The organism is Gallaecimonas zhanjiangensis, from assembly GCF_057624825.1.
Genome location: NZ_CM172603.1, coordinates 3,516,321 through 3,535,021, shown reverse-complemented (window position 1 = coordinate 3,535,021; position 18,701 = coordinate 3,516,321). Strand labels below are relative to the sequence as shown.

Sequence of the window (18,701 nt, the reverse complement as noted above, 5' to 3'; positions counted from 1 at the left end):
ATGGATAGCATTCACCAGAAACTGAACCGGGTCCGCAAACCCCGCGTTCACATCACCTACGACGTCGAAACCGAAGGCGCCATGGTCAAGAAGGAACTGCCCTTCGTGGTCGGCGTAATGGGGGATTTTTCCGGTAACAACAATACCGATATCAAACCCCTCAAGGATCGCCGTTTCATCCAGATTGACCGGGACAACTTTGACGACGTAATGCGTCGGATGAGCCCGAAAATCAAGCTGAAGGTGGACAACAAGCTGAGTGATGACGGTACACAGATGAGTGTGGAACTGGCCTTCAACTCCATGGCCGATTTCGAGCCGGCTGCGGTGGTTAACCAGGTTGAGCCGCTGCGCCAACTGATGGAAACCCGCAACAAGCTGCGCGATCTGATGACCAAGGTCGACCGCTCCGAAGAGCTCGAAGTGCTGCTCGAGCGGGTACTGAACAATTCGGACGACCTGCAAAAGCTGGCCACCGAACTGGGTAACGGGGAGGACAAGCAATGAGTGCCGAACAGCAAAGCGCCGCCGTCGCTACGGAAGAAGAAATTTCCCTGTCGCTTTTGGAGCAGGCCATCGGTGCTACCAAGCAAACCGAGTCCAGCCGCGCCGAAGAGCTTATCCGTACCCTTACCGAAGAGGCCATGAAGGGCACCGTCACCTGGAATAAAAACCTGACGGTCACCTTCAACCAGGCCATCAACGCCCTGGACCAGCTTATCTCCAGCCAACTGGCTGAAGTGATGCACAGCGACGAGTTCCAGAAGCTCGAAGGCTCCTGGCGTGGCCTGCACCACCTGGTAATGAACACCGAAACCAGTGCCGCCATGAAGCTGCGGGTGATGAACCTGCCGAAAAAGGAGCTGCACAAGGACTTGTCCAAGGCGGTGGAGTTCGACCAGTCCCAGGTTTTCAAGAAAATTTACGAGTCCGAGTTCGGCACCCCGGGCGGCGAGCCCTACGGCGCCATCATTGGCGACTACGAGTTCACTAACCACCCCAACGACATGGAAACCCTGAGCCTGATGTCCAACGTGGCCGCAGCCGGTTTCTGCCCCTTCCTGTCGGCGGCGTCCCCGTCACTGTTCGGTTTTGACAACTGGACCGAACTGACCAAACCGCGGGATCTGGAAAAAGTGTTCGAGTCCTTGGAGTACACCAAGTGGCGCTCCTTCCGCGACTCTGAAGATGCGCGCTTTGTGACCCTGTCCATGCCGCGGGTGCTGGCGCGTCTGCCTTATGGCGCCAACACCAAGCCCATCGAAGAGTTCGGCTACGAAGAGTTCGACGTGGACCCGACCACCGGCCGCGCCGGTACCACCGAGCACGACAAGTACTGCTGGATGAACGCCTCCTACGTTCTGGGCACCCGCATGACCGACGCCTTTGCCAAGTACGGCTTCTGCACCGCTATCCGCGGCGCTGAGGGCGGCGGCAAAGTGGAAGGCCTGCCGACTCACATCTTCACCAGTGACGATGGCGACCCGGATCTGAAATGCCCCACCGAGATCGGTATTACCGATCGCCGCGAGGCAGAGCTGTCCAAGCTCGGTTTCCTGCCGCTGTGCCACTACAAGAACACCGACTACGCCGTGTTCTTTGGTGCCCAGACTTGCCAGAAACCCAAGATCTACGACAACCCGGACGCCACCGCCAACGCCGCCATCTCGGCGCGCCTGCCCTACATGATGGCCACCTCGCGTTTCGCCCATTACCTGAAGGTAATGGCCCGCGACAAGATTGGCTCCTTCATGGAAGCGGCGGATGTGGAATCCTGGCTCAACCGCTGGATCCTCACCTACGTCAACGCCTCCGAGGGCGGTGGCCAGGAGATCCGTGCCAAGTACCCCCTGGCCGACGCCAAGGTACAGGTCAAGGAGATCCCCGGTCGCCCTGGCTCTTACAACGCGGTGGCCTGGCTACGCCCCTGGCTGCAGATGGAAGAGCTGACCACCTCGCTGCGCCTGGTGGCCAAGATCCCCGAGATCGGCGGCTGATAATGCCTGGGGCGGCCTGGCCGCCCCGCAAGGATGCGTATGAACATGGCATTGCAGTTTGTCGCCAAGGACTATCTCGAACAGCCTGAGCCGGTCAAGGCCAGCCCCCTGTTGCCCATGGGTTTCATGGCCAGGGTGGCGGCTGAGCCCGATGAGCTCAAGGCGCTGTTGATGTGGCTTGGCCGGGTTAACCCCGAAAAAAACTGGACCGATAACAGCGTCAAGGCGCTGCTGACCAAGACGCTGGTCATGCTGGACGAGCTTATCAACGCCCAGCTCAATGCCATTTTGCATCACCCCGAGTTGCAGGCCGTCGAGGCCAACTGGCGTGGCTTGTGGCTGCTCACCGAGCAGGCCGCCCACGACGACAGTGAAGGCCTGGTGAAGATCCGGGTATTGGATCTGGACTGGGCTGAGCTCTCCAAGGATTTGACCCGGGCTATCGAATTCGATCAGTCCCGGCTCTTTCAAAAGATTTACTCCAACGAATTCGGTATGCCGGGGGGCGAACCCTTCGGCGTGCTTATTGGGGCTTACAGCCTCAGCCACCGCAGCAAAGGCGGCCAGAGCAACCTCGATACCCTTAAGGAATTGAGCCGGGTATCGGCCGCCGCGTTTGCCCCTGTGGTGCTCAATGCCGAGCCGAGCTTTTTCGGTGTCGACGAATTTGCCGATCTTACCGGCATGCGTGAGCTATCCAGCTATTTTGCCTCCCCCGAGCTTGCCAAGTGGCGGGCCCTTCGGGAGATGGACGACTCACGGTTTTTGGCCCTGGCCATGCCCAGGGTGATGATGCGCCCGCCCTACCGGGGCGAAGGGGAGGGCCCCGAGGCGTTTCGTTTTATCGAATCGCGGGCCAACCCGCAGCGCGATTTTCTGTGGGGGCCCGCGTCCTTTGCCGCCGGCACCGTGATCATTCGCGCCTTTTGCGAGTCCGGCTGGTTTGCCAATATTCGCGGTTACCAGCGTGGCCGGGTCACCTTCGGCGCTATCGACAACCTGCCGGCTATTCAAAACCTCACCCGCAGCGGCGCCATTTATCAGACCCGCACCCCGGTGGAATGGCAGGTGTCTGACCGCCTCGAACGCATGTTGGCCGAAGAGGGTTTTTTGCCGCTGCTGCCGCTTACCAACACCGAGATGCTGGTGCTGCACTCGGCCGCATCGGTACAGGCGCCGCGCCATTACGACAACACCACTGCCCAGCTCAGCGCCCGCCTCTCTACCATGCTCCATTACACCCTGTGCGTGTCGCGCTTTGCCCATTTTCTCAAGGTCATGGGCCGCGACCGGGTCGGCGGTTACAGCACTCCCGAGGAGTGCGAGTCGTTCCTGCAACGCTGGCTGCACGGCTACACCATGGCCTCGGAAGGGGCGTCGGACGAAATGCGCGCCCGCTTTCCGCTGCGCGAAGCCAAGGTCACGGTCAGGGAGCGCCCCGGCGAGCCGGGCCGCTACTACTCCATTATTCGCTTACAACCCCACTTCCAGCTCGACCAGCTGGTCACCGGGGTCAAGCTCATCACTGAACTGACCCCGGTCAACGGGGCCTGAAGGACGATTGTATGAAAGGGATCATCGACGCACTGGCCGCCGGCCAACTCCAAGACGCCATCGATCAGGCCCAGAGCCTAGTCAAAGACGACCCGGCCAACCTGGACTTACGGGCCAAGCTGATTGAGCTTTTGTGCCTGGACGGGCAGCTGGAACGGGCCGACGACTCCCTGGCCAGCCTGGTTAAACGCCAGCCCGAATGGCTGGGCGGCGCGGCCAACCTGCGCCAGTTGCTGCGCGCCCAGCAGGCTCGTGTTGCTTTTCACCAAGGCCAGCTGGCTGACGACGTAGTGGCCGCCCCCGGCGAAGCCCTCGAAGCGCTGGTGGATCTCAAGGCCAAGCTTTTCGCCGGTGATGTGGAAGGCGCCACCAAGGCTGCCGAGCGCCTGGAAGCCACCCGTGGCGGCGACGGCCCCTTTGCCGAGGTGCGGGACTGTGACGACAGCCTCGGCCCCTACCTTGAGTGCCTGGGCACCGACGGCAAGTTCTACCTGTGGCGCTTTGATGAAATCGCCGCCATCCAGCTGCACGGGGCTACCTCTCCCATCGAGACCATCTGGCGCCGCGCCCAGGTGATCCTCAACGACGGCCGCGAAGGCGAAGTCTTCATTCCGCTCACCTACGCCGCCAGCAGCGACAGCCGCCAAAAACTGGGCCGCGAAACCGACTGGCAGGAGCAAGGGCAGCTGGTTACCGGCCTTGGCCTCAAATTGTTCTTGGTCGGGGATGAGGCCATGACCCTGCTGGAACTGGCCACCAGCGATATCGCCGAGACCAGCCATGCCGGCTGAAACCCTGGCCCAGCTCAGCGTGCTTGACCGGCTGCTGGATGAAGGGGAGCCCCAGCGCTTCTCGGTCAGCCAGCTGCGCCAGTCGGTGCGCCGGGATCTCGAGTGGTTGATGAACGCCCGGCGCAGCTGGCTGCCCTGGGACGAGAGCCTTAACGAGCTGGACACCTCGGTGCTGGGCTTTGGCCTACCCGATTTTACGGTGATGGAACTGTCTACCGAAGAGAGCCGGCTGTGGCTGTGCGAAGAGGTCAAAAAGACCATCAATCGCTTCGAGCCCCGGCTGACCCAGGTGGAAGTGAGCCTCAGAGACAAGGACACCCCGGAAGACAGGGTGCTCAGGCTGCGCATCGACGCCGTGCTGCTGGCCGATCCGGTGCCGCTGCCGGTGGCTTTTGACTCGGAGATGGAGCCCATCAACCTGTCCGTGACCTTGCAGGAAAGTTTGCGATGAGTGAAGCACTGCTCAAGTACTACAACCGGGAGCTGGCCTACTTGCGCCGCCAGGGCGCCGAGTTCGCCAAACAGTACCCCAAGGTGGCGGGGCGCCTTCGCATCAGCGAAGAGGCGGTGGAAGACCCCCATGTCTCGCGCCTCTTAGAAGGCGTGGCCTTTATGACCGCGCAAATTCGCCAGCGCCTGGACGGCCACTTCCCCGAGCTGGCCGACGTGCTCTTGGGCAGTCTCTACCCCGATTACCAGTCGCCCATTCCGTCCATGACCGTGGCCCAGCTCAAGCCGGCGCCGGCGCTGTCGTCCCATATGGATGTCAAAGCCGGGCTCAACTTCACCACCTTGGTGGAGAACATGCCCGAGTGCTATTTCAGCGCCGTGGGCAACCATGTGCTGGCCAATGTCAGTGTCGACAGCGCCAATTTCGAGAACGCGCCCTTTGATGCGCCGCGCCCCCAGGGCAGCAGCGGCGCCCAGGCGGTTATCAAGCTGCGTCTGTCGGCGCCGCTTAATTTCTCCGAGATAAAGCTGCCGTACCTGCGCTTTTACCTGCACGGCCAGACCCACCACAGCCACGAGCTTTACGAGCTTATCCACCGCTCGGCCCTGGGCTTTGCCATTGCCCCGGCGAGCGACAGCCGCCAGCTGCGCTTTTACGGCAAAGAGCACATCAAGGCGGTGGGCTTTGACGCCGAAGACGCAGTGGTGCCCTACAGCAAACGCAGCTTCGACGGCTACCGGCTGCTGGTGGAGCACTTTCTCTTTGCCGAAAAATTCCTCTTTGCCGACCTTGCTGACCTCGACCCCGATTGGCCAGACGACAAAGAGCTGGATATCTATATCTACCTTGCCGAGGGTTCGGCCGAGCAGGAAAAGAGCCTGGTGCCCGACCACCTGCGCCTAGGCTGCGTGCCTATGGTCAACACCTTCGAGACCCTCTGCGAAACCCTGCGCTTTGAAGAAGAGGCCCTGGAATACCGGCTGGTGCCCAACTACCGCAACGCCGATTCCGGCGAAGTGGTACGGATCATGGGGGTTGAGCTGGTCAAATCCGACGAAGTGTTGCCGCTGGCGCCTTATTACGGCCTGCACCACCCGCGCTGGCAAGACAGTGTCAGCCTCTACTGGCACGCCCGGCGCCGTTACAACGACTGGGCCGGCGGCCAATACGAGCCCGGCACCGAGACCTACCTGTCGCTGGTGAACAAAGATTTTGAGCACCAAGACGAAGACGAGTTGCCCCGCGACCGCTTTTTGCGAGTCAAGGTACTGGCCTGTAACCGTAACGCCCCGGCCCAGCTGCCCTTTGGCGGTGGCCAGCCGAAGATGCGCTCGGAAGATGCCTATATCCATGACGTGAAAGTGCTGCTGGCCCCTAGCCCCACGGTGCGCCCCGAGCTTGGCGACGCCAGCCGCTGGCAGTTTATCCGTCACCTCTCTTTGGAGCACTTTGCCGGCCCCGACGCCCTCGACCGCTTAAAAGCCGTGCTGCACCTGCATGACTTTAAGCAAACCCCGGAGTCCCGTGCCCTTATCGAAGGCATTGAGAGTGTCAGCATCAAACCGGCGGTAGCACGGGTGGGCAGCGGCGTGCGCAAGGGCCTTTGCCAGGGCAACGACATCAGCATTCGTTTCTCCAAGCCCCGCTATGCCGGTGCCAGCGTGTATCTCTTTTCGGCGGTGCTGGACCGCTTCTTTGCCCAGTTCGCCCAGCTCAACACCTTTACCCGGCTGCGCATCAAGCTTACCGGCCATAACCAGGACTACCACGTCTGGCCGACCCGAGTCGGGGAGCGGGAGCTGCTATGACCGGCCATCGCGACCCTTTGGACAACGGCGCCCTGTACCGGGAGATCTGGCGCATCGAGCGGCAGATCAAAAGCGATAAGGACAGCTGGCACCGGGTTGGCGAAGACGGCTGGCCCGAAAAAGAGCTGGTGAAGTTTCGTGCCCGCCAGCACCAGGGCTTTGCCGGCCAGGACGTAGTGCGCGCTCGTCATGACCGTACCAGCGATGGCAAGACCCGCGCCGTGCTGGACGTGGATTTTATGAGCCTGACCGGCGCTCGCGGTGTATTGCCGGGCCACTACAGCGAGCTGGTGCTGCAGCAGCTAAAGGGTAAATCCCCGGCGCTGCAGGACTTTTTAGACCTCTTTAACCACCGGCTGCTGTCGCTTTTTTACCGCAGCTGGGCCCGTACCCAGCCGGCGGTGGAGCAAGAGCGCCATGGCCAGGACCCGTTTAGCGCCATCATGCAGGCCCTGACCGGGGTCAGCGACCAGAGCCAGCTCTATTACGGCGCCGCCATGATGCGCGGCCCCAAAAGTGGCTCGGTATTGTGCCAGGTGCTGAGCGACCTCACCGGCAGCGCAGTCAGCCACCAGCCGCTGCAAGGGGGCTGGGAAGCCATCGCCCCTGATGAACAAAGCGCCATGCCCAGCAAGGCCTTGCCGCAGGGGCGCTTTGCCCGGCTTGGTGAGGCGGTGCTGGGCAGCAAGACCTGGGTGGCCGACCGGGGCATGGTGCTGGCCTTTGCGCCCAGTACCAAAGAGCAGGCCTTGAACCTGCTGCCCGATGGCCGCTACAGCGCCACCATTTCCCGTTTGAGCCGAAGTTTTGCTGGCAGCCGGGTCAAGGTGCAGTACCAGATGACCACCAAGGCCGGTTACCTGCCCGGCGCACGCCTGGGCAGCCAGGGGCGCCTCGGTGCCGACAGTTTTTTAAAAGCCGTTACCCAGCCCGACAGGACACTGACTGTGGGCTTTACGCCAAGGAAAGGATGAAGTCATGTCTTCTATGACCTTAAAAGCGCTGGTCGAGCGCATGGAACCCGGTTGCCACCAGGCGCTGGAGAAGGCCGTGGGCCTGTGTTACCAACGTACCCACCACAGTGTCGAAGTCGAACACCTGCTAAAGGCGCTGCTGGAAACCGAAAACAGCGACGTGCTGGCGGTGCTGAGCCATTATGGCCTCTCGGCTGAGCGCCTTAGCAGCGAGCTCAACCAGGCCCTGGAGAGCTTTAAATCCGGCAATGGCGCCACCCCGGCGCTGTCTCCCCGGCTGGTAGAGCTGCTGCGCCAATGCTGGATGGACAGCTCCATCGAGTTTGGCGAGCAGCAGATCCGCGGCGCCACCTTGCTCTATGCGCTGCTGAACGACGATGCCATGGCTGCCCTCGGTACTCGCCACGCCAAGGAGCTGGACAAACTGGACTCGGCCCGGTTGCTGGCCGACTGGCCCAGCCTGCGTGACAGCCTCGGCAACAGCCAGCCCAACCCGGCTCGCAAAGGGCCGATGAAAGAAGAGGCCCTTGGCCAATACTGCATCGACCTCACCGCTCAGGCCCGCGAAGGCAAGCTGGACCCGGTATTGGGCCGTGACGATGAAATTCGCCAGATGGTGGATATCCTTACTCGCCGCCGCCAGAACAACCCCATCCTCACCGGCGAAGCCGGGGTCGGTAAAACGGCGGTAGTAGAAGGCCTGGCTCAGCGCATTGCCGAAGGTACCGTGCCCGACGCCCTCAAGCGCTGCCGCCTGCTGACCCTGGACTTGGCCCTGCTGCAAGCGGGCGCCGGGGTCAAAGGGGAATTTGAGAACCGCTTAAAGCAGGTGATAGCCGAGGTGAAGGCCTCCCCCGAGCCGGTGCTGGTGTTTATCGACGAGGCCCACAACATGATTGGTGCCGGTGGCCAGGCCGGGCAGGGCGATGCCGCCAACCTGTTAAAACCGGCGCTGGCACGGGGCGAGCTTCGCACCATTGCCGCCACCACCTGGGCTGAGTACAAGAAATTCTTTGAAAAAGATGCCGCTCTTGCCCGCCGCTTCCAGGTCGTGAAAGTGGAAGAACCCACCGAAGAGGTAGCTGTTCAAATTCTGCGCGGCTTGATGCCGGTGCTGGAAAAGCACCACGGGGTGCACATCACCGATTCAGCCGCGCGCGGCGCCGTGGTGCTGTCGAGCCGTTATCTCGCTGGCCGCCAGCAGCCCGATAAATCGGTGGCGCTCTTAGACACCGCCTGTGCCCGGGTGGCCATGAGCCAGGCCAGTCTGCCGGCCGCCCTGGAACGGGCCCAGGCAAGGCTGACCGCCCTTGAGACCGAAGCGGCCATCCTCGACAAGGAACAGCGCAAGGGTTTTGACCACGGCAAGCGCCGTGACGAGCTCGGCACCGAGATGGCCTTACTTCAACAAACCGTTAATCAATTAAGTAGCACTTGGCAATACGAGCAGGAGATGGTGGCCAATGCTCTGTCTCTTGGCGAGCAGTTGAGCGAAAGTGACGACGCTGCGCTACTGAACGAATTGAACTCGCTTCGTAGCCAACTGGGCGCCCGGGTCGAACCCTTGGTGCACTGGCAGGTTGACGAGCAACTGGTAGCAGAGGTGCTGTCGGACTGGACAGGCATCCCGCTGGGACGCATGCAGGCCGATGAGGTCCAAGGGATTTTGGCCCTGGACGAGCGCCTCAAAGCACGGGTGAAAGGGCAGGACCACGCTCTTGATGATATCGCCCGTACCGTACGCATCGCGCGGGCCAACCTGGCTGACGAGAAGAAACCCCTTGGGGTCTTCCTGCTGGTAGGGCCAAGCGGGGTAGGTAAAACCGAAACCGCCCTTACCCTGGCGGAACAGGTTTATGGCAGTGAAGCCAACGTGACTGTGATTAACATGTCAGAGTTCAAGGAAGAACATAAAGTGTCACAACTTCTGGGTTCCCCTCCAGGTTATGTAGGTTATGGCGAAGGCGGCGTTCTGACCGAAGCCGTGCGCCGTAAGCCCTACAGCGTTGTGCTCCTCGACGAGATGGAAAAAGCCCATCCCGGGGTGCAGGACATCTTCTATCAGGTCTTTGACAAAGGCATGCTGCGTGACGGTGAAGGCCGTGACGTGGACTTCAAAAACACCGTCATCCTGATGACCTCCAATGCCGCCACCGACAGCATCACCGATCTGTTCGCCGACGAGCTGACCGCCCCTGACGACATGGGCAAGGTCAAAGAGGCTATCTGGGACGATCTGCTGGGCATCTTCAAACCGGCGTTTCTGGGCCGCTGTAGCGTCTTGCCCTACAAGCCTCTTGGCGCCGAGCAGCTGAGCGAAATTACCCGCCTGCAACTGGGCCGGGTCAGCGACCGTATCGCGCGCCACCACAAGGTGCCGTTTAGCTACGGCGACGAAGTGGTAGACACCATCGTCGAGCGCTGCACCGAAGCCAGCTCTGGTGCCCGCAACATTCAACAAATTCTACAGCGGCAGGTTCTGCCGCAAATGTCGGAGCAAATACTGCGCTGCCTGGCCTCGGAAACTCCGGTGGCCGGTGTCAGGCTGTCCGTCGTCGACGGCGAGCTGACAGTGGACGTCGAGGGCGCCGCAGTGTGACCCAACCCTGCCCGGGAGGGCCGGGCTGGGTAAACTTGTCCTCGTTACAGGACGTAACTCGCAATCGAAAGGAGCTATACCATGCAAGCCAATACTTACCTGAACTACGAAGGTATCAAGGGCGAAGCCACAGCAGAACAGTACAAGGACATGGTCACTGTCCTGTCTATGGACTTCAACGTACACCGTGAAATCAGCGCTTACACCGGTACCGCCATGGACCGTGAAGCTTCTGCTACCCGTCTGGGCGATATCACCATCACCAAACTGCAGGACAAAGCTTCCCCTGACTTCTTCAAAGAAGCCACCATCGGTAAAGGCAAAAAAGCCGTTTTCCACATGACCAAGCAGGGCGAGAAGATCGAAGAGATCATGAAGATCGAACTGACCGACGCCATGATCTCCAACTACTCCCTGTCTGTTGCTGGTGACCGTCCGGTTGAAACCGTGACCATTTCCTACACCGAAATGGTAATGACCGTGACTCCTACCGACGACAAAAACGCTGCCCAGGCCCCTCTGGTCTACGGCTACAGCGGCGTCAAAGGTCAGAAGCTGTAAGGCTTACTGCCCTGATGTCCCCTTGGGGAGGGTTCAGGCCCTCCCCATCTTTGATTTTCAAACACTTGGATGGTGTAGAGAAACATGGGCAAGGAACTGCAACATCATTTTCTTAAGATCCAGTCACCGCTTGGGCAGGACGCCCTGGTGTTGGAACGACTTGATGTCAGCGAGGGACTCTCGCGACTGTTCAACATCCAGGTGGGCTTTTTTGCAAACTCCCGTATCAGCGATCTCGATAGCCTGGTCGGAGAGAATGTTACTGTCAGCCTCGGCCTTGGCGATAAAGCGGGGGCCAAAGAGCGCTATTTCAACGGCCATGTGCTCAGCATCAGCGAGCTTGGCAAAGCCCAGCACAGCGACGAAGGTCAGCGTTATCAGGCGGTTATAGTACCCCGCGCCTGGTCCGCCACCCGCCGCGTCAACTGCCGGGTATTTCAGAACATGACCTCGGTGGATATCGCCAAGAAGGTGCTGGGTGAACACAGCCAGGCCATCGAAGAGTCATTGAAGTCTTTTTCCCCCTACACCCTGCCGTACTGCGTGCAGTACCAGGAATCGGACTGGGACTTTGTGTGCCGCATTCTGGCCAACGACGGCCTGTTTTTCTTCTTCAAGCACGCAAAGGGCAGCCACAAGCTGGTGATCGCAAGCTCCGCCAAGGCCTTTGAGCCGGCGGCGGAAAAAGACGTGATTTTCCGCACCAAGAAAAAAGGCGAAGCCCACATCAGCCGCTGGCTGGTGAGCAGCCAGGCCGCCACCGCCAAGTGGCTAGACCGCGCCTACAACTACTCGGCCCCTAATGACCGGGTGGATGAAAAGACCGACGGCAAACCGGCCGGCGACAAGTTTGGCAAGCAAGAGGCCTTCTACTACCACGGCGAGGAAAACCGCGCCCTGGAGAGTAAAAGCCGCGCCAAGCAGCACCTGAGCGCGCAAATCAACGACACCAGCCTTATCGAGGCGCGCAGCGATCTGCGCTCCCTGGGCGTGGGCCTTAGCTTCGGCTTTAAAGAGCACGAGGACAAAATCCCCTCGCCCAACGAGTTCAACATCGTCGAGATGACCCTCACCGCCCGGGTGCCGCTCAACAGCGACGGCGCCAGCGGTGCCAATGCCTTCCAGTTTGCCAACGCCTTCCAATGCATGCCCGGCGACAAGGACATTGTGCCCAAACGCCGTGCCAAGCCGCTGATCCCCGGCATCCAAACCGCCACCGTTACCGGCAAGAGCGGCGAGGAAATTCACGTCGACAAGGACGGGCGCATCAAGGTGCAGTTCCACTGGGACAGGGAAGGCAAGAACAACGACGAAAGCTCCTGCTACGTGCGGGTTGCCCACCCCTGGGCCGGCGCCGGTTTCGGTGCCCAGTTCATCCCGCGGGTTGGCGAAGAGGTGGTGATCGCCTTTTTAAACGGCGACCCGGACCAGCCGTTGGTTACCGGCGCCGTCTACAACGGCACCCATAACCTGCCGTACAGTACTGACGGTGACGGCAAAAACCGTTACGGCATCAAGACCCAGACCGTCAAAGGTGGCGCCAGCAACTACAACGAGTTGCAGTTCGACGACACCAAGGGCAAGGAGCTGGTTAACGTCCAGGCCGAAAAGGACATGAAGCTGCTGATCAAGAACGATCAGATTTTTGAGATCAAAAACGATCGCAGCGGCAAGGTACTGAACGACGACAGCCTGAACGTCACCAACAACCAGACCGTGAAAATCGACGGCGACCAGAAAATCACCGTGGCCAAGACCATCACCCTGGACGGCGGCACCTCCATCACCCTCAAGTGCGGCGGCGCCAAAATCGAGATGAAAAGCTCTGGTGAGATCAGTATCAAGGGCTCGGTGATCACCCTCAAAGGCTCGCAGATCAAGCTCAACTGATGGAAGCACTGGCCCGTTTCTTTGCCCAGAGAAAAGCCGTTCTGGCCAGTCACGAAGCCGATCTGGGGGTATTAAAACAACTGGACCGGCGCTTTTTGGGCGAGTTGGCCCAGGGGCAGCTGGGGCCGGTGAGCCTGCCGGGGCTCAGCGCGGCAACGCTGTTGGCCGAGGCGGCAGACCCGCTGGAGGCGATGGTGGTGGTTGAGGGGCGAGATTGCCTCTGGCCCGGCGAGCTTTCGCGGCTGCACCAAGCCCTGTGCGCTATTGACCAAGGGCAGCTGCTGGCCTGGTGGCTGGCGGCCTGTTACCCGGCTCTGCCGATGCCAAAGAATGATGGCGGCTGGTTACAGGCCAGAGCCTGTTGGCTCAGGCAAAAGTCCCTGGAAGGGCCCTGGCAGGATTGGCTGCTGGCCACCCGGGGCGAACAGCTGGGCAAGTTGGTCCCTGCGCTTTGGGCGCTTTGCGCCGGGCACCAGTGGCAATACTGGCTGCCGCCGCTGTGGCAGCAGGCCAGCGAGGCAGAAGTGGTGGCCAGCATCAATGCCCTGGCGCCGCTGGTGGACGAAGTCACCCTGGTGGAGCTGATGGGGCGCAGCCATCTGGGCCGGTTCCTGCCCTGGCTTGGCACCCTTCGCCAACCGCAACTGAGTGAGGTGGTTATGGAAAATCAGCTGTATCTCACCGGCGGTGACAACAAACGTATTGCCGAGCGCCAATGTTGGGGCCAGGCCCTGGAAGGGGACTGGCTGAAATTGGCGCCGGCGCAATTAACCTTGAAGTTTCGCCAGCGGCTGTGGGCCCTGGTGGGGCGAGACGGCCGGGGCGCGCCCTGGTCGCTGTTTGGGGGGCGGTTATGCCTTGGCAACTGAACCTCAGTGGCGAGCTGGCCGGCGTGAGCGCCGAGGCGCTGCTGGCCGGCATGGCGCCCATGCCAGAGGATGCCCCGGCGCCCGAGGCGCCCGAGGCGCTACTGTGCGCTGACAAGCCCAACTGGTACCTGCTGGCCTATGGCGACCAAAGGCCGGTGCCGCCCCAGGCGCAATTGGCAAGAGGCCGGGCCGGGTTGGCGCTGGTGTTTAGCCAGCTGCAAAAATCCGGCGAAGGGGCCAGGGTTATCGCCCCGCACCGCCAAGGGGTATTGGCGCTCGATATCACCCCGGCGGCCGAAGGCATTGTTTGCCGGGAGCTGCTGATGGACGGGCGCTGGGACGCCAACCCAGATTTTGGCCCGGTGCTGCGCCGGGCTCGCCAGCATTGCCCGCAACCGGCGGCGGTGCTGATGCCGGGCTCTGGGGCCGACAATCGCCTGGAGCGGTTGATGCCGTTTTTCGGCGAGATGGCGGGCTGGACCGGCAGCGACGTGCCCTGGCAGTTTGCTGAGGCGGGCATGGCGCTTGAAACCGCCGGCGCGCTTTTTACCTGGGCCTGGATGGCGCAGGGTCTGGCTTGGGGGCAATGGCAGGGAGATGCTGTTGTCGTGGAATTGGATGACAGCCCCATGATGGGGTTGGCCGTAGTGCGGTGGCAAGGTAGCGAAGGATAGCATGAGTACGATCAGTTCCGTCGAAATCCAGGCTCACGGCTGTGATGTGATGCTGGCACTGCCCGGCAGCGGTGGCGTGGGTAACCAGGTCATGGTGCCGGACGATGACGTCCTGGCCTGGATGGATTGGCTGCACACCACCTTCATGATCACCGCCGACGAGAATCTGGACGATTTCTCGAAGGTGATGAAGATGCTCAAGCTCGACAAGAGCGCCCAGTCTCCTTCCCAGGCTTATTCGGTGCTGGCCAATGCCCTGGCCCAAGGCGAGTTGGAAGCCTGGCGCCTACCCCTGCCCAATGTACCCGAAGCCCCGGCTGGCGCCGATGCCGGCGGTGGCTCCGACAGCTCCCGCGCCAATAGCGGTGCCAGCCAGGCCGGTGCCGGCAGCAGCGGCGGCGCGGCGCAGTCCAAAGGTGCCAGCGGCGATGCCCCGGCCCCTGATGCCGCCGATGCCCAGACCCTGGGCGATCCGGTGGCCCCGGCCAGCGGCGAAGAGCTGCTGCAACTGATTGATTTTGAGATCCAAGGGCCGATGCCACTGGCGCTTAAGCGCTGGTATCGCTCCAGCCTTTGCGAACGCGACAGCGGCCTGGGCTATGGCTGGTATTGCGATCTGCTGCGCCCCTTGTGGCAGGACGACGACCACGCCTACCTGCTCGACCACGAAGGCCGCCAGCTGCGGTTCCCGCATTTAAAACCCAAGGAAGTGGGCTGGCAGGCCGCCACCGGCCATCGCCTTGAGCACAAAGCCGACGGGCGCATGGTGCTGACCGAGCCCGGCGGCCTGGTGTGGGTGTTCTTGCCCCATGGCCGGGGGCAATGGCGGGTGGATGCCATCCACAACCTGCAAGGCCATTGCTGGCTGTTTTATTACGACAACAAAGGCCGGTTGTCGGCCATCGACGTGGCCCCGGAGCGGCGCCTGGTGCTGGGCTGGCAAGATAGCCACCTGGCCAGTATCGGCCTTAAACAGGGCAAGAAAACCCTGGCTCTGGCCCATTACCATTACGACGACAACGCCAATCTCAGCGAAGCGCGCAGCCAAAAGCTCAGCGAGCAGTACCGTTACCGTGGGCATTTGTTGAGCGAGCGCCACCTCGCCTCCGGTTACCGCTTCTTGCTGGACTGGCAGGGCACAGGCCCCGGCGCCCGCTGCATCCGCACCCGCGGCGAAGACGGCTCCGACGATTACGCCTTCGAATACGACACCCTTAATCGCCAGACCAGCGTCACCGATGCCTTTGGCCACCAGTGGCTGTACCGCTACGACAACGCCGGGCGCATCACCGCCCGCCGTGGCCCCGACGGCGGCGAACATCAATGGACCTACGACACCCAAGGCAGGTTGCGCCGCCACCGCTTGCCGGATGGCCGCGCCTGGCGTTACGAGTTTGACCGCCGCGGGCTGCCGGTGTGCGACTGGCAGCCCGATGGCCGCCGCCATCGCCGGGTCTTTAACGGTCTGGGTATCTGCATCGCCGAAACCTTACCGGACGGCCGCTTTATCGAGCGTAAAGTCGACGGTATCGGGCGCCTTTTAAGCGAACGCCGCCCCGACGGCAGCCAATGGCAATATCACTACAACGACGCCGGCTGGCTGCAACAAGCCCAGTGCGACGATGGCCGGGTGGAGCGCTATGGGCTCGACGCCAAAGGCCAGCCCCTGGCGGTAGAGAAAAACCGCCATCTGCGCCGCTTTGCCTATGACGATTTGGGCCGCCCCGCCGGCCAACTGGTGCACGATCTGGTCACCCAATACCAGTACGACGGCGACAAACTGGTGGCCAGCCATCAGTTCCCCGAGAATGCCCCTGCCCAGCAACAAAGCTGGCACTTTGGCTACGACAGCGCCGGGCGCTTAAGCCGCTTTGAAAACGCCCTGGGCCAGGTGCACCGCTTTGAATACGACGGCCGCGAACGGCCGCTGCGTTACATCCGCCCCGACGGCAAAACCGTGCACTACAGCTACGACAAGGCCCGCCGCCTGGTGGACTTGGTGCGCCCCGACGGTGGCCGCTGGCAGCTGGGCTACGACGCCCTGGGCCAGGTTGACCGGGTTGCGGCGCCGGACGGGCGGGACATTCGTTTTCGCTATGACGCCAACGGCCAAATCGTCCACCGCGAGCAAAGCGGCGACTGGGTCCAGCACTTAAAACGGGACGCCGGTGGCCGGGTTACCCGCCAAAACTCCCAAGGCAAAGGTCGCCAGCCGGTGGCCAAACAGTTCCGTTACGACCATCTTGGCCGCATGGTCACCGCCGCCTGTGAAGGGCGGCGCCTGGCCTGGCGCTACGACAGCCAGGGGCGCATGGTGCGCCACGACCAAGACGGCCACAGCGTCAGCTTCGGTTATGGCCATGGTAACCAGCTGCAACGCCTTACCCTGCCCGATGGCACCCAAATCGCCTTTACCTTTGAAGGCGAGCGCTGGAGCCAGGTGCAGGTCAACGGCGAGACGGTGCTGACCCGCAGCTTTGACGACAGCGGCCGCGAGCACAGCCGTCAAGGTGCGGCCAACCAGCAAAGCCAGGTTTGGGACCGCCACGACCGGCTGGTAAACCGCCGCTGGCAGGGCCAGCAGAGCCACCTGCGCCGCTACAGCTGGGACGCCGAATCGCGCCTCGAAGAGTTGGAAGACTCCGACACCGGGGAAACCCGCTTTGAGCGCGATAGTGTCGGCCAGTTGATAAGCGACGGCGATATCCACTTTCGTTACGACGAAGGGGGCAACCGCCGCAGCGACCAAGACCAATTGGGTAAAGACCGATTGGTGCGCACCGAGAGCGCCTGGCGCCGCTACGACGCCCTGGGCGCTGAGGTGGAGCTACGCGGCGAGCGGGACGAATCGCGCTACTTCGATGCCGAAGGCGGCCTTATCGCCTTTAACCGGGGCGGCTTGCAGCTTCGCTACGGCTACGACGCCCTTAATCGCCGTGCCTGGCGCAAAGGGCCAGACGGCACCGTTAATTACCTCTGGCAAGGAGACAACCTCCTTGGCGAGCAGCGCAATGGCCGCTGGCAGTGGTTTATCCGCGATCCGCAAACCCAAGAGCCGCTGCTGACCATCCATAACGGCGATGTGTATTTTTACGAACTGGACTGGCGCAAAGCCCCCATCCGCCTTTGGGACAGCCAAGGCCAGTGCGCCTGGAAGGCGCAAAGCGACGCCTGGGGTAACTACCAGTGCGAAGGGGATATCCACCAACCATTGCGCCTGCCCGGCCAGTTTGAAGACGAGCTCACCGGCCTTTATTTCAACCGTTTTCGCGATTACGACCCCAAAACCGGCCGCTACCTCACCCCCGATCCTTTGGGTTTAAAAGGTGGCCTTAATAGCTACCGCTACACCCCCAACCCCGTGGACTATATCGATCCCCTGGGGCTAAGCGCCGCAGATGTGGGGGTTACGCCTGCTAATCTAGCGAATGGAGCAATGTCTCCGGTATCAGAAGACGCTCCTGCTATGCAGGAACTGCACTCTGGTTCACCTAGGGACCGTGTCCCGCCGGAGCAAGGTGCCGTGTTCGCTCAGTTTGAAGAAGAGCATATGGGGATGTTTAGCTCTGATGAGGACTTAGTTTTAGCGTATGAAGATCTTAGAGATAGCTCTTCTCCTTCTCCGTGGCCAATAGGATATATTCCCAAAGAGGGTGTCCTTACTGCCGGCACAAGATTTAGAATGATTACAAATTTGGGGAGCGAAACTTCACCAGGGAAGTTCGCTACCCCTGATATCATTGAAAATGAAGCATACGGTAGAGACTCATTAGCCATCAAAGAAGTATGGAAGCCGACGTTAGACCAAGTTGTTGAGTACGAGGTAGAGAGTGGCAAAGAGGTACCATATAAACATGGGCCTGTTGGTCCTCAGATAGATAAATTGAAAGATGGTTCTTATAAGTATCTTCCAGGTGGTGGCTATCAATATGAGTTAATGTATGAGGATTATTGGAATGCGGTTCCAAATAAAGGAAATAATTTCACTGATGATGCATATTTGAGCGTAAAAAATATTTCTAGTTTAAAAGGGGAAAAATGATCATAAGCGAAGAGGCAAAAAGGGGATATACCTCCTTTAGTTGGGATTATAAAGGCTCATGCATTAAAGTGGAGTATCCATTTTCTGCATACGCAGCCTATGATGAGAAAAATAATAAAATTGTTGTATTTAAATCTGAAGAATCTTTATGTTTAGTTCTTGATCCTGATGGAACGCTTTCTAAAAAGTTTTTTTTAGTAATTCCAGCTAATTGTCGGTTTTATAATTTCACGAAAAGTATTGTAGGAGATTTCGGCTTTACTGTTATTTTAGGGCACCAACCTAATTATAAAGGCGAACTTTTCTGGCAACATATTCTTGATATTGATAAAGAGATATTGAGTGGCCCTGAGGCGATCTGGAGATAATAACATCGATTACTTTGCAACAAGGAGCATGCCTTGTTGTCATCTCATTCTTATTCTTAAGTTGTTGTAAAGGTTAAACCCTGGTTTGATAAACCCGGGAATGGAATGTAACACGAGCACTCT

General features: G+C 60.4%; 14 protein-coding genes. All 14 read left to right on the top strand.

Annotated features, from left to right (window positions below):
• The 14 genes from tssB to AC22G1_RS16665 all read left to right on the top strand — a co-directional run bounded on the left by tssB (nt 1) and on the right by AC22G1_RS16665 (nt 18,578).
• Nucleotides 1-507, top strand: a complete 507-nt coding sequence (gene tssB, locus AC22G1_RS16730) for a type VI secretion system contractile sheath small subunit (RefSeq protein WP_050657891.1) — start codon at nt 1-3, stop codon at nt 505-507.
• On the top strand, nt 504-1,997 hold the full coding sequence (gene tssC, locus AC22G1_RS16725; RefSeq protein ID WP_050657890.1) for a type VI secretion system contractile sheath large subunit: 1,494 nt from the start codon (nt 504-506) through the stop codon (nt 1,995-1,997). Before tssB ends, tssC (AC22G1_RS16725) begins: the two co-directional genes overlap by 4 nt.
• A gap of 39 nt (nt 1,998-2,036) precedes the next feature.
• The gene (tssC, locus tag AC22G1_RS16720; RefSeq protein ID WP_487314372.1) at nt 2,037-3,551 is read left to right on the top strand and encodes a type VI secretion system contractile sheath large subunit; all 1,515 of its coding nucleotides are present in this window, start codon (nt 2,037-2,039) and stop codon (nt 3,549-3,551) included.
• An 11-nt stretch (nt 3,552-3,562) separates the two neighbouring features.
• On the top strand, nt 3,563-4,342 hold the full coding sequence (locus AC22G1_RS16715) for a type VI secretion system accessory protein TagJ (RefSeq protein ID WP_123420426.1): 780 nt from the start codon (nt 3,563-3,565) through the stop codon (nt 4,340-4,342).
• The gene (gene tssE, locus AC22G1_RS16710) at nt 4,332-4,793 is read left to right on the top strand and encodes a type VI secretion system baseplate subunit TssE (RefSeq protein WP_050657887.1); all 462 of its coding nucleotides are present in this window, start codon (nt 4,332-4,334) and stop codon (nt 4,791-4,793) included. Before AC22G1_RS16715 ends, tssE begins: the two co-directional genes overlap by 11 nt.
• A complete protein-coding gene (tssF, locus tag AC22G1_RS16705; RefSeq protein WP_487314371.1) occupies nt 4,790-6,601 on the top strand; it encodes a type VI secretion system baseplate subunit TssF in 1,812 nt (603 codons plus the stop codon). Before tssE ends, tssF begins: the two co-directional genes overlap by 4 nt.
• Nucleotides 6,598-7,575 carry a type VI secretion system baseplate subunit TssG gene (tssG, locus tag AC22G1_RS16700; RefSeq protein ID WP_487314370.1) on the top strand — a complete coding sequence of 326 codons (978 nt, stop codon included), beginning with the start codon at nt 6,598-6,600 and terminating at the stop codon, nt 7,573-7,575. The genes tssF and tssG overlap by 4 nt, the downstream gene beginning before the upstream one ends.
• Before the next feature lie 4 nt (nt 7,576-7,579).
• The gene (tssH, locus tag AC22G1_RS16695) at nt 7,580-10,174 is read left to right on the top strand and encodes a type VI secretion system ATPase TssH (protein WP_487314369.1); all 2,595 of its coding nucleotides are present in this window, start codon (nt 7,580-7,582) and stop codon (nt 10,172-10,174) included.
• A gap of 81 nt (nt 10,175-10,255) precedes the next feature.
• On the top strand, nt 10,256-10,735 hold the full coding sequence (locus tag AC22G1_RS16690) for an Hcp family type VI secretion system effector (RefSeq protein WP_050657883.1): 480 nt from the start codon (nt 10,256-10,258) through the stop codon (nt 10,733-10,735).
• 84 nt (nt 10,736-10,819) lie between these two features.
• Nucleotides 10,820-12,625, top strand: coding sequence for a type VI secretion system Vgr family protein (gene tssI / locus AC22G1_RS16685; protein ID WP_487314368.1), 1,806 nt, complete (start codon nt 10,820-10,822; stop codon nt 12,623-12,625).
• Nucleotides 12,625-13,494, top strand: a complete 870-nt coding sequence (locus tag AC22G1_RS16680) for a hypothetical protein (protein WP_487314367.1) — start codon at nt 12,625-12,627, stop codon at nt 13,492-13,494. Before tssI ends, AC22G1_RS16680 begins: the two co-directional genes overlap by 1 nt.
• Nucleotides 13,479-14,168, top strand: a complete 690-nt coding sequence (locus tag AC22G1_RS16675; RefSeq protein WP_487314366.1) for a hypothetical protein — start codon at nt 13,479-13,481, stop codon at nt 14,166-14,168. The genes AC22G1_RS16680 and AC22G1_RS16675 overlap by 16 nt, the downstream gene beginning before the upstream one ends.
• A gap of 1 nt (nt 14,169) precedes the next feature.
• Complete coding sequence (locus AC22G1_RS16670) at nt 14,170-18,210, top strand: RHS repeat-associated core domain-containing protein (protein ID WP_487314365.1); 4,041 nt, start codon at nt 14,170-14,172, stop codon at nt 18,208-18,210.
• Nucleotides 18,207-18,578, top strand: a complete 372-nt coding sequence (locus AC22G1_RS16665; protein ID WP_487314364.1) for a hypothetical protein — start codon at nt 18,207-18,209, stop codon at nt 18,576-18,578. The genes AC22G1_RS16670 and AC22G1_RS16665 overlap by 4 nt, the downstream gene beginning before the upstream one ends.
• The last annotated feature ends 123 nt before the right edge of the window (nt 18,579-18,701 follow it).

Coding starts and splice junctions, on each gene's coding strand:
- tssI (WP_487314368.1), top strand. CDS start 10,820: ATGGGCAAGGAACTGCAACATCATTTTCTTAAGATCCAGTCACCGCTT.
- AC22G1_RS16675 (WP_487314366.1), top strand. CDS start 13,479: ATGCCTTGGCAACTGAACCTCAGTGGCGAGCTGGCCGGCGTGAGCGCC.
- AC22G1_RS16665 (WP_487314364.1), top strand. CDS start 18,207: ATGATCATAAGCGAAGAGGCAAAAAGGGGATATACCTCCTTTAGTTGG.
- AC22G1_RS16690 (WP_050657883.1), top strand. CDS start 10,256: ATGCAAGCCAATACTTACCTGAACTACGAAGGTATCAAGGGCGAAGCC.
- AC22G1_RS16680 (WP_487314367.1), top strand. CDS start 12,625: ATGGAAGCACTGGCCCGTTTCTTTGCCCAGAGAAAAGCCGTTCTGGCC.
- tssE (WP_050657887.1), top strand. CDS start 4,332: ATGCCGGCTGAAACCCTGGCCCAGCTCAGCGTGCTTGACCGGCTGCTG.
- AC22G1_RS16670 (WP_487314365.1), top strand. CDS start 14,170: ATGAGTACGATCAGTTCCGTCGAAATCCAGGCTCACGGCTGTGATGTG.
- tssG (WP_487314370.1), top strand. CDS start 6,598: ATGACCGGCCATCGCGACCCTTTGGACAACGGCGCCCTGTACCGGGAG.
- tssH (WP_487314369.1), top strand. CDS start 7,580: ATGTCTTCTATGACCTTAAAAGCGCTGGTCGAGCGCATGGAACCCGGT.
- tssC (WP_050657890.1), top strand. CDS start 504: ATGAGTGCCGAACAGCAAAGCGCCGCCGTCGCTACGGAAGAAGAAATT.
- AC22G1_RS16715 (WP_123420426.1), top strand. CDS start 3,563: ATGAAAGGGATCATCGACGCACTGGCCGCCGGCCAACTCCAAGACGCC.
- tssB (WP_050657891.1), top strand. CDS start 1: ATGGATAGCATTCACCAGAAACTGAACCGGGTCCGCAAACCCCGCGTT.
- tssF (WP_487314371.1), top strand. CDS start 4,790: ATGAGTGAAGCACTGCTCAAGTACTACAACCGGGAGCTGGCCTACTTG.
- tssC (WP_487314372.1), top strand. CDS start 2,037: ATGAACATGGCATTGCAGTTTGTCGCCAAGGACTATCTCGAACAGCCT.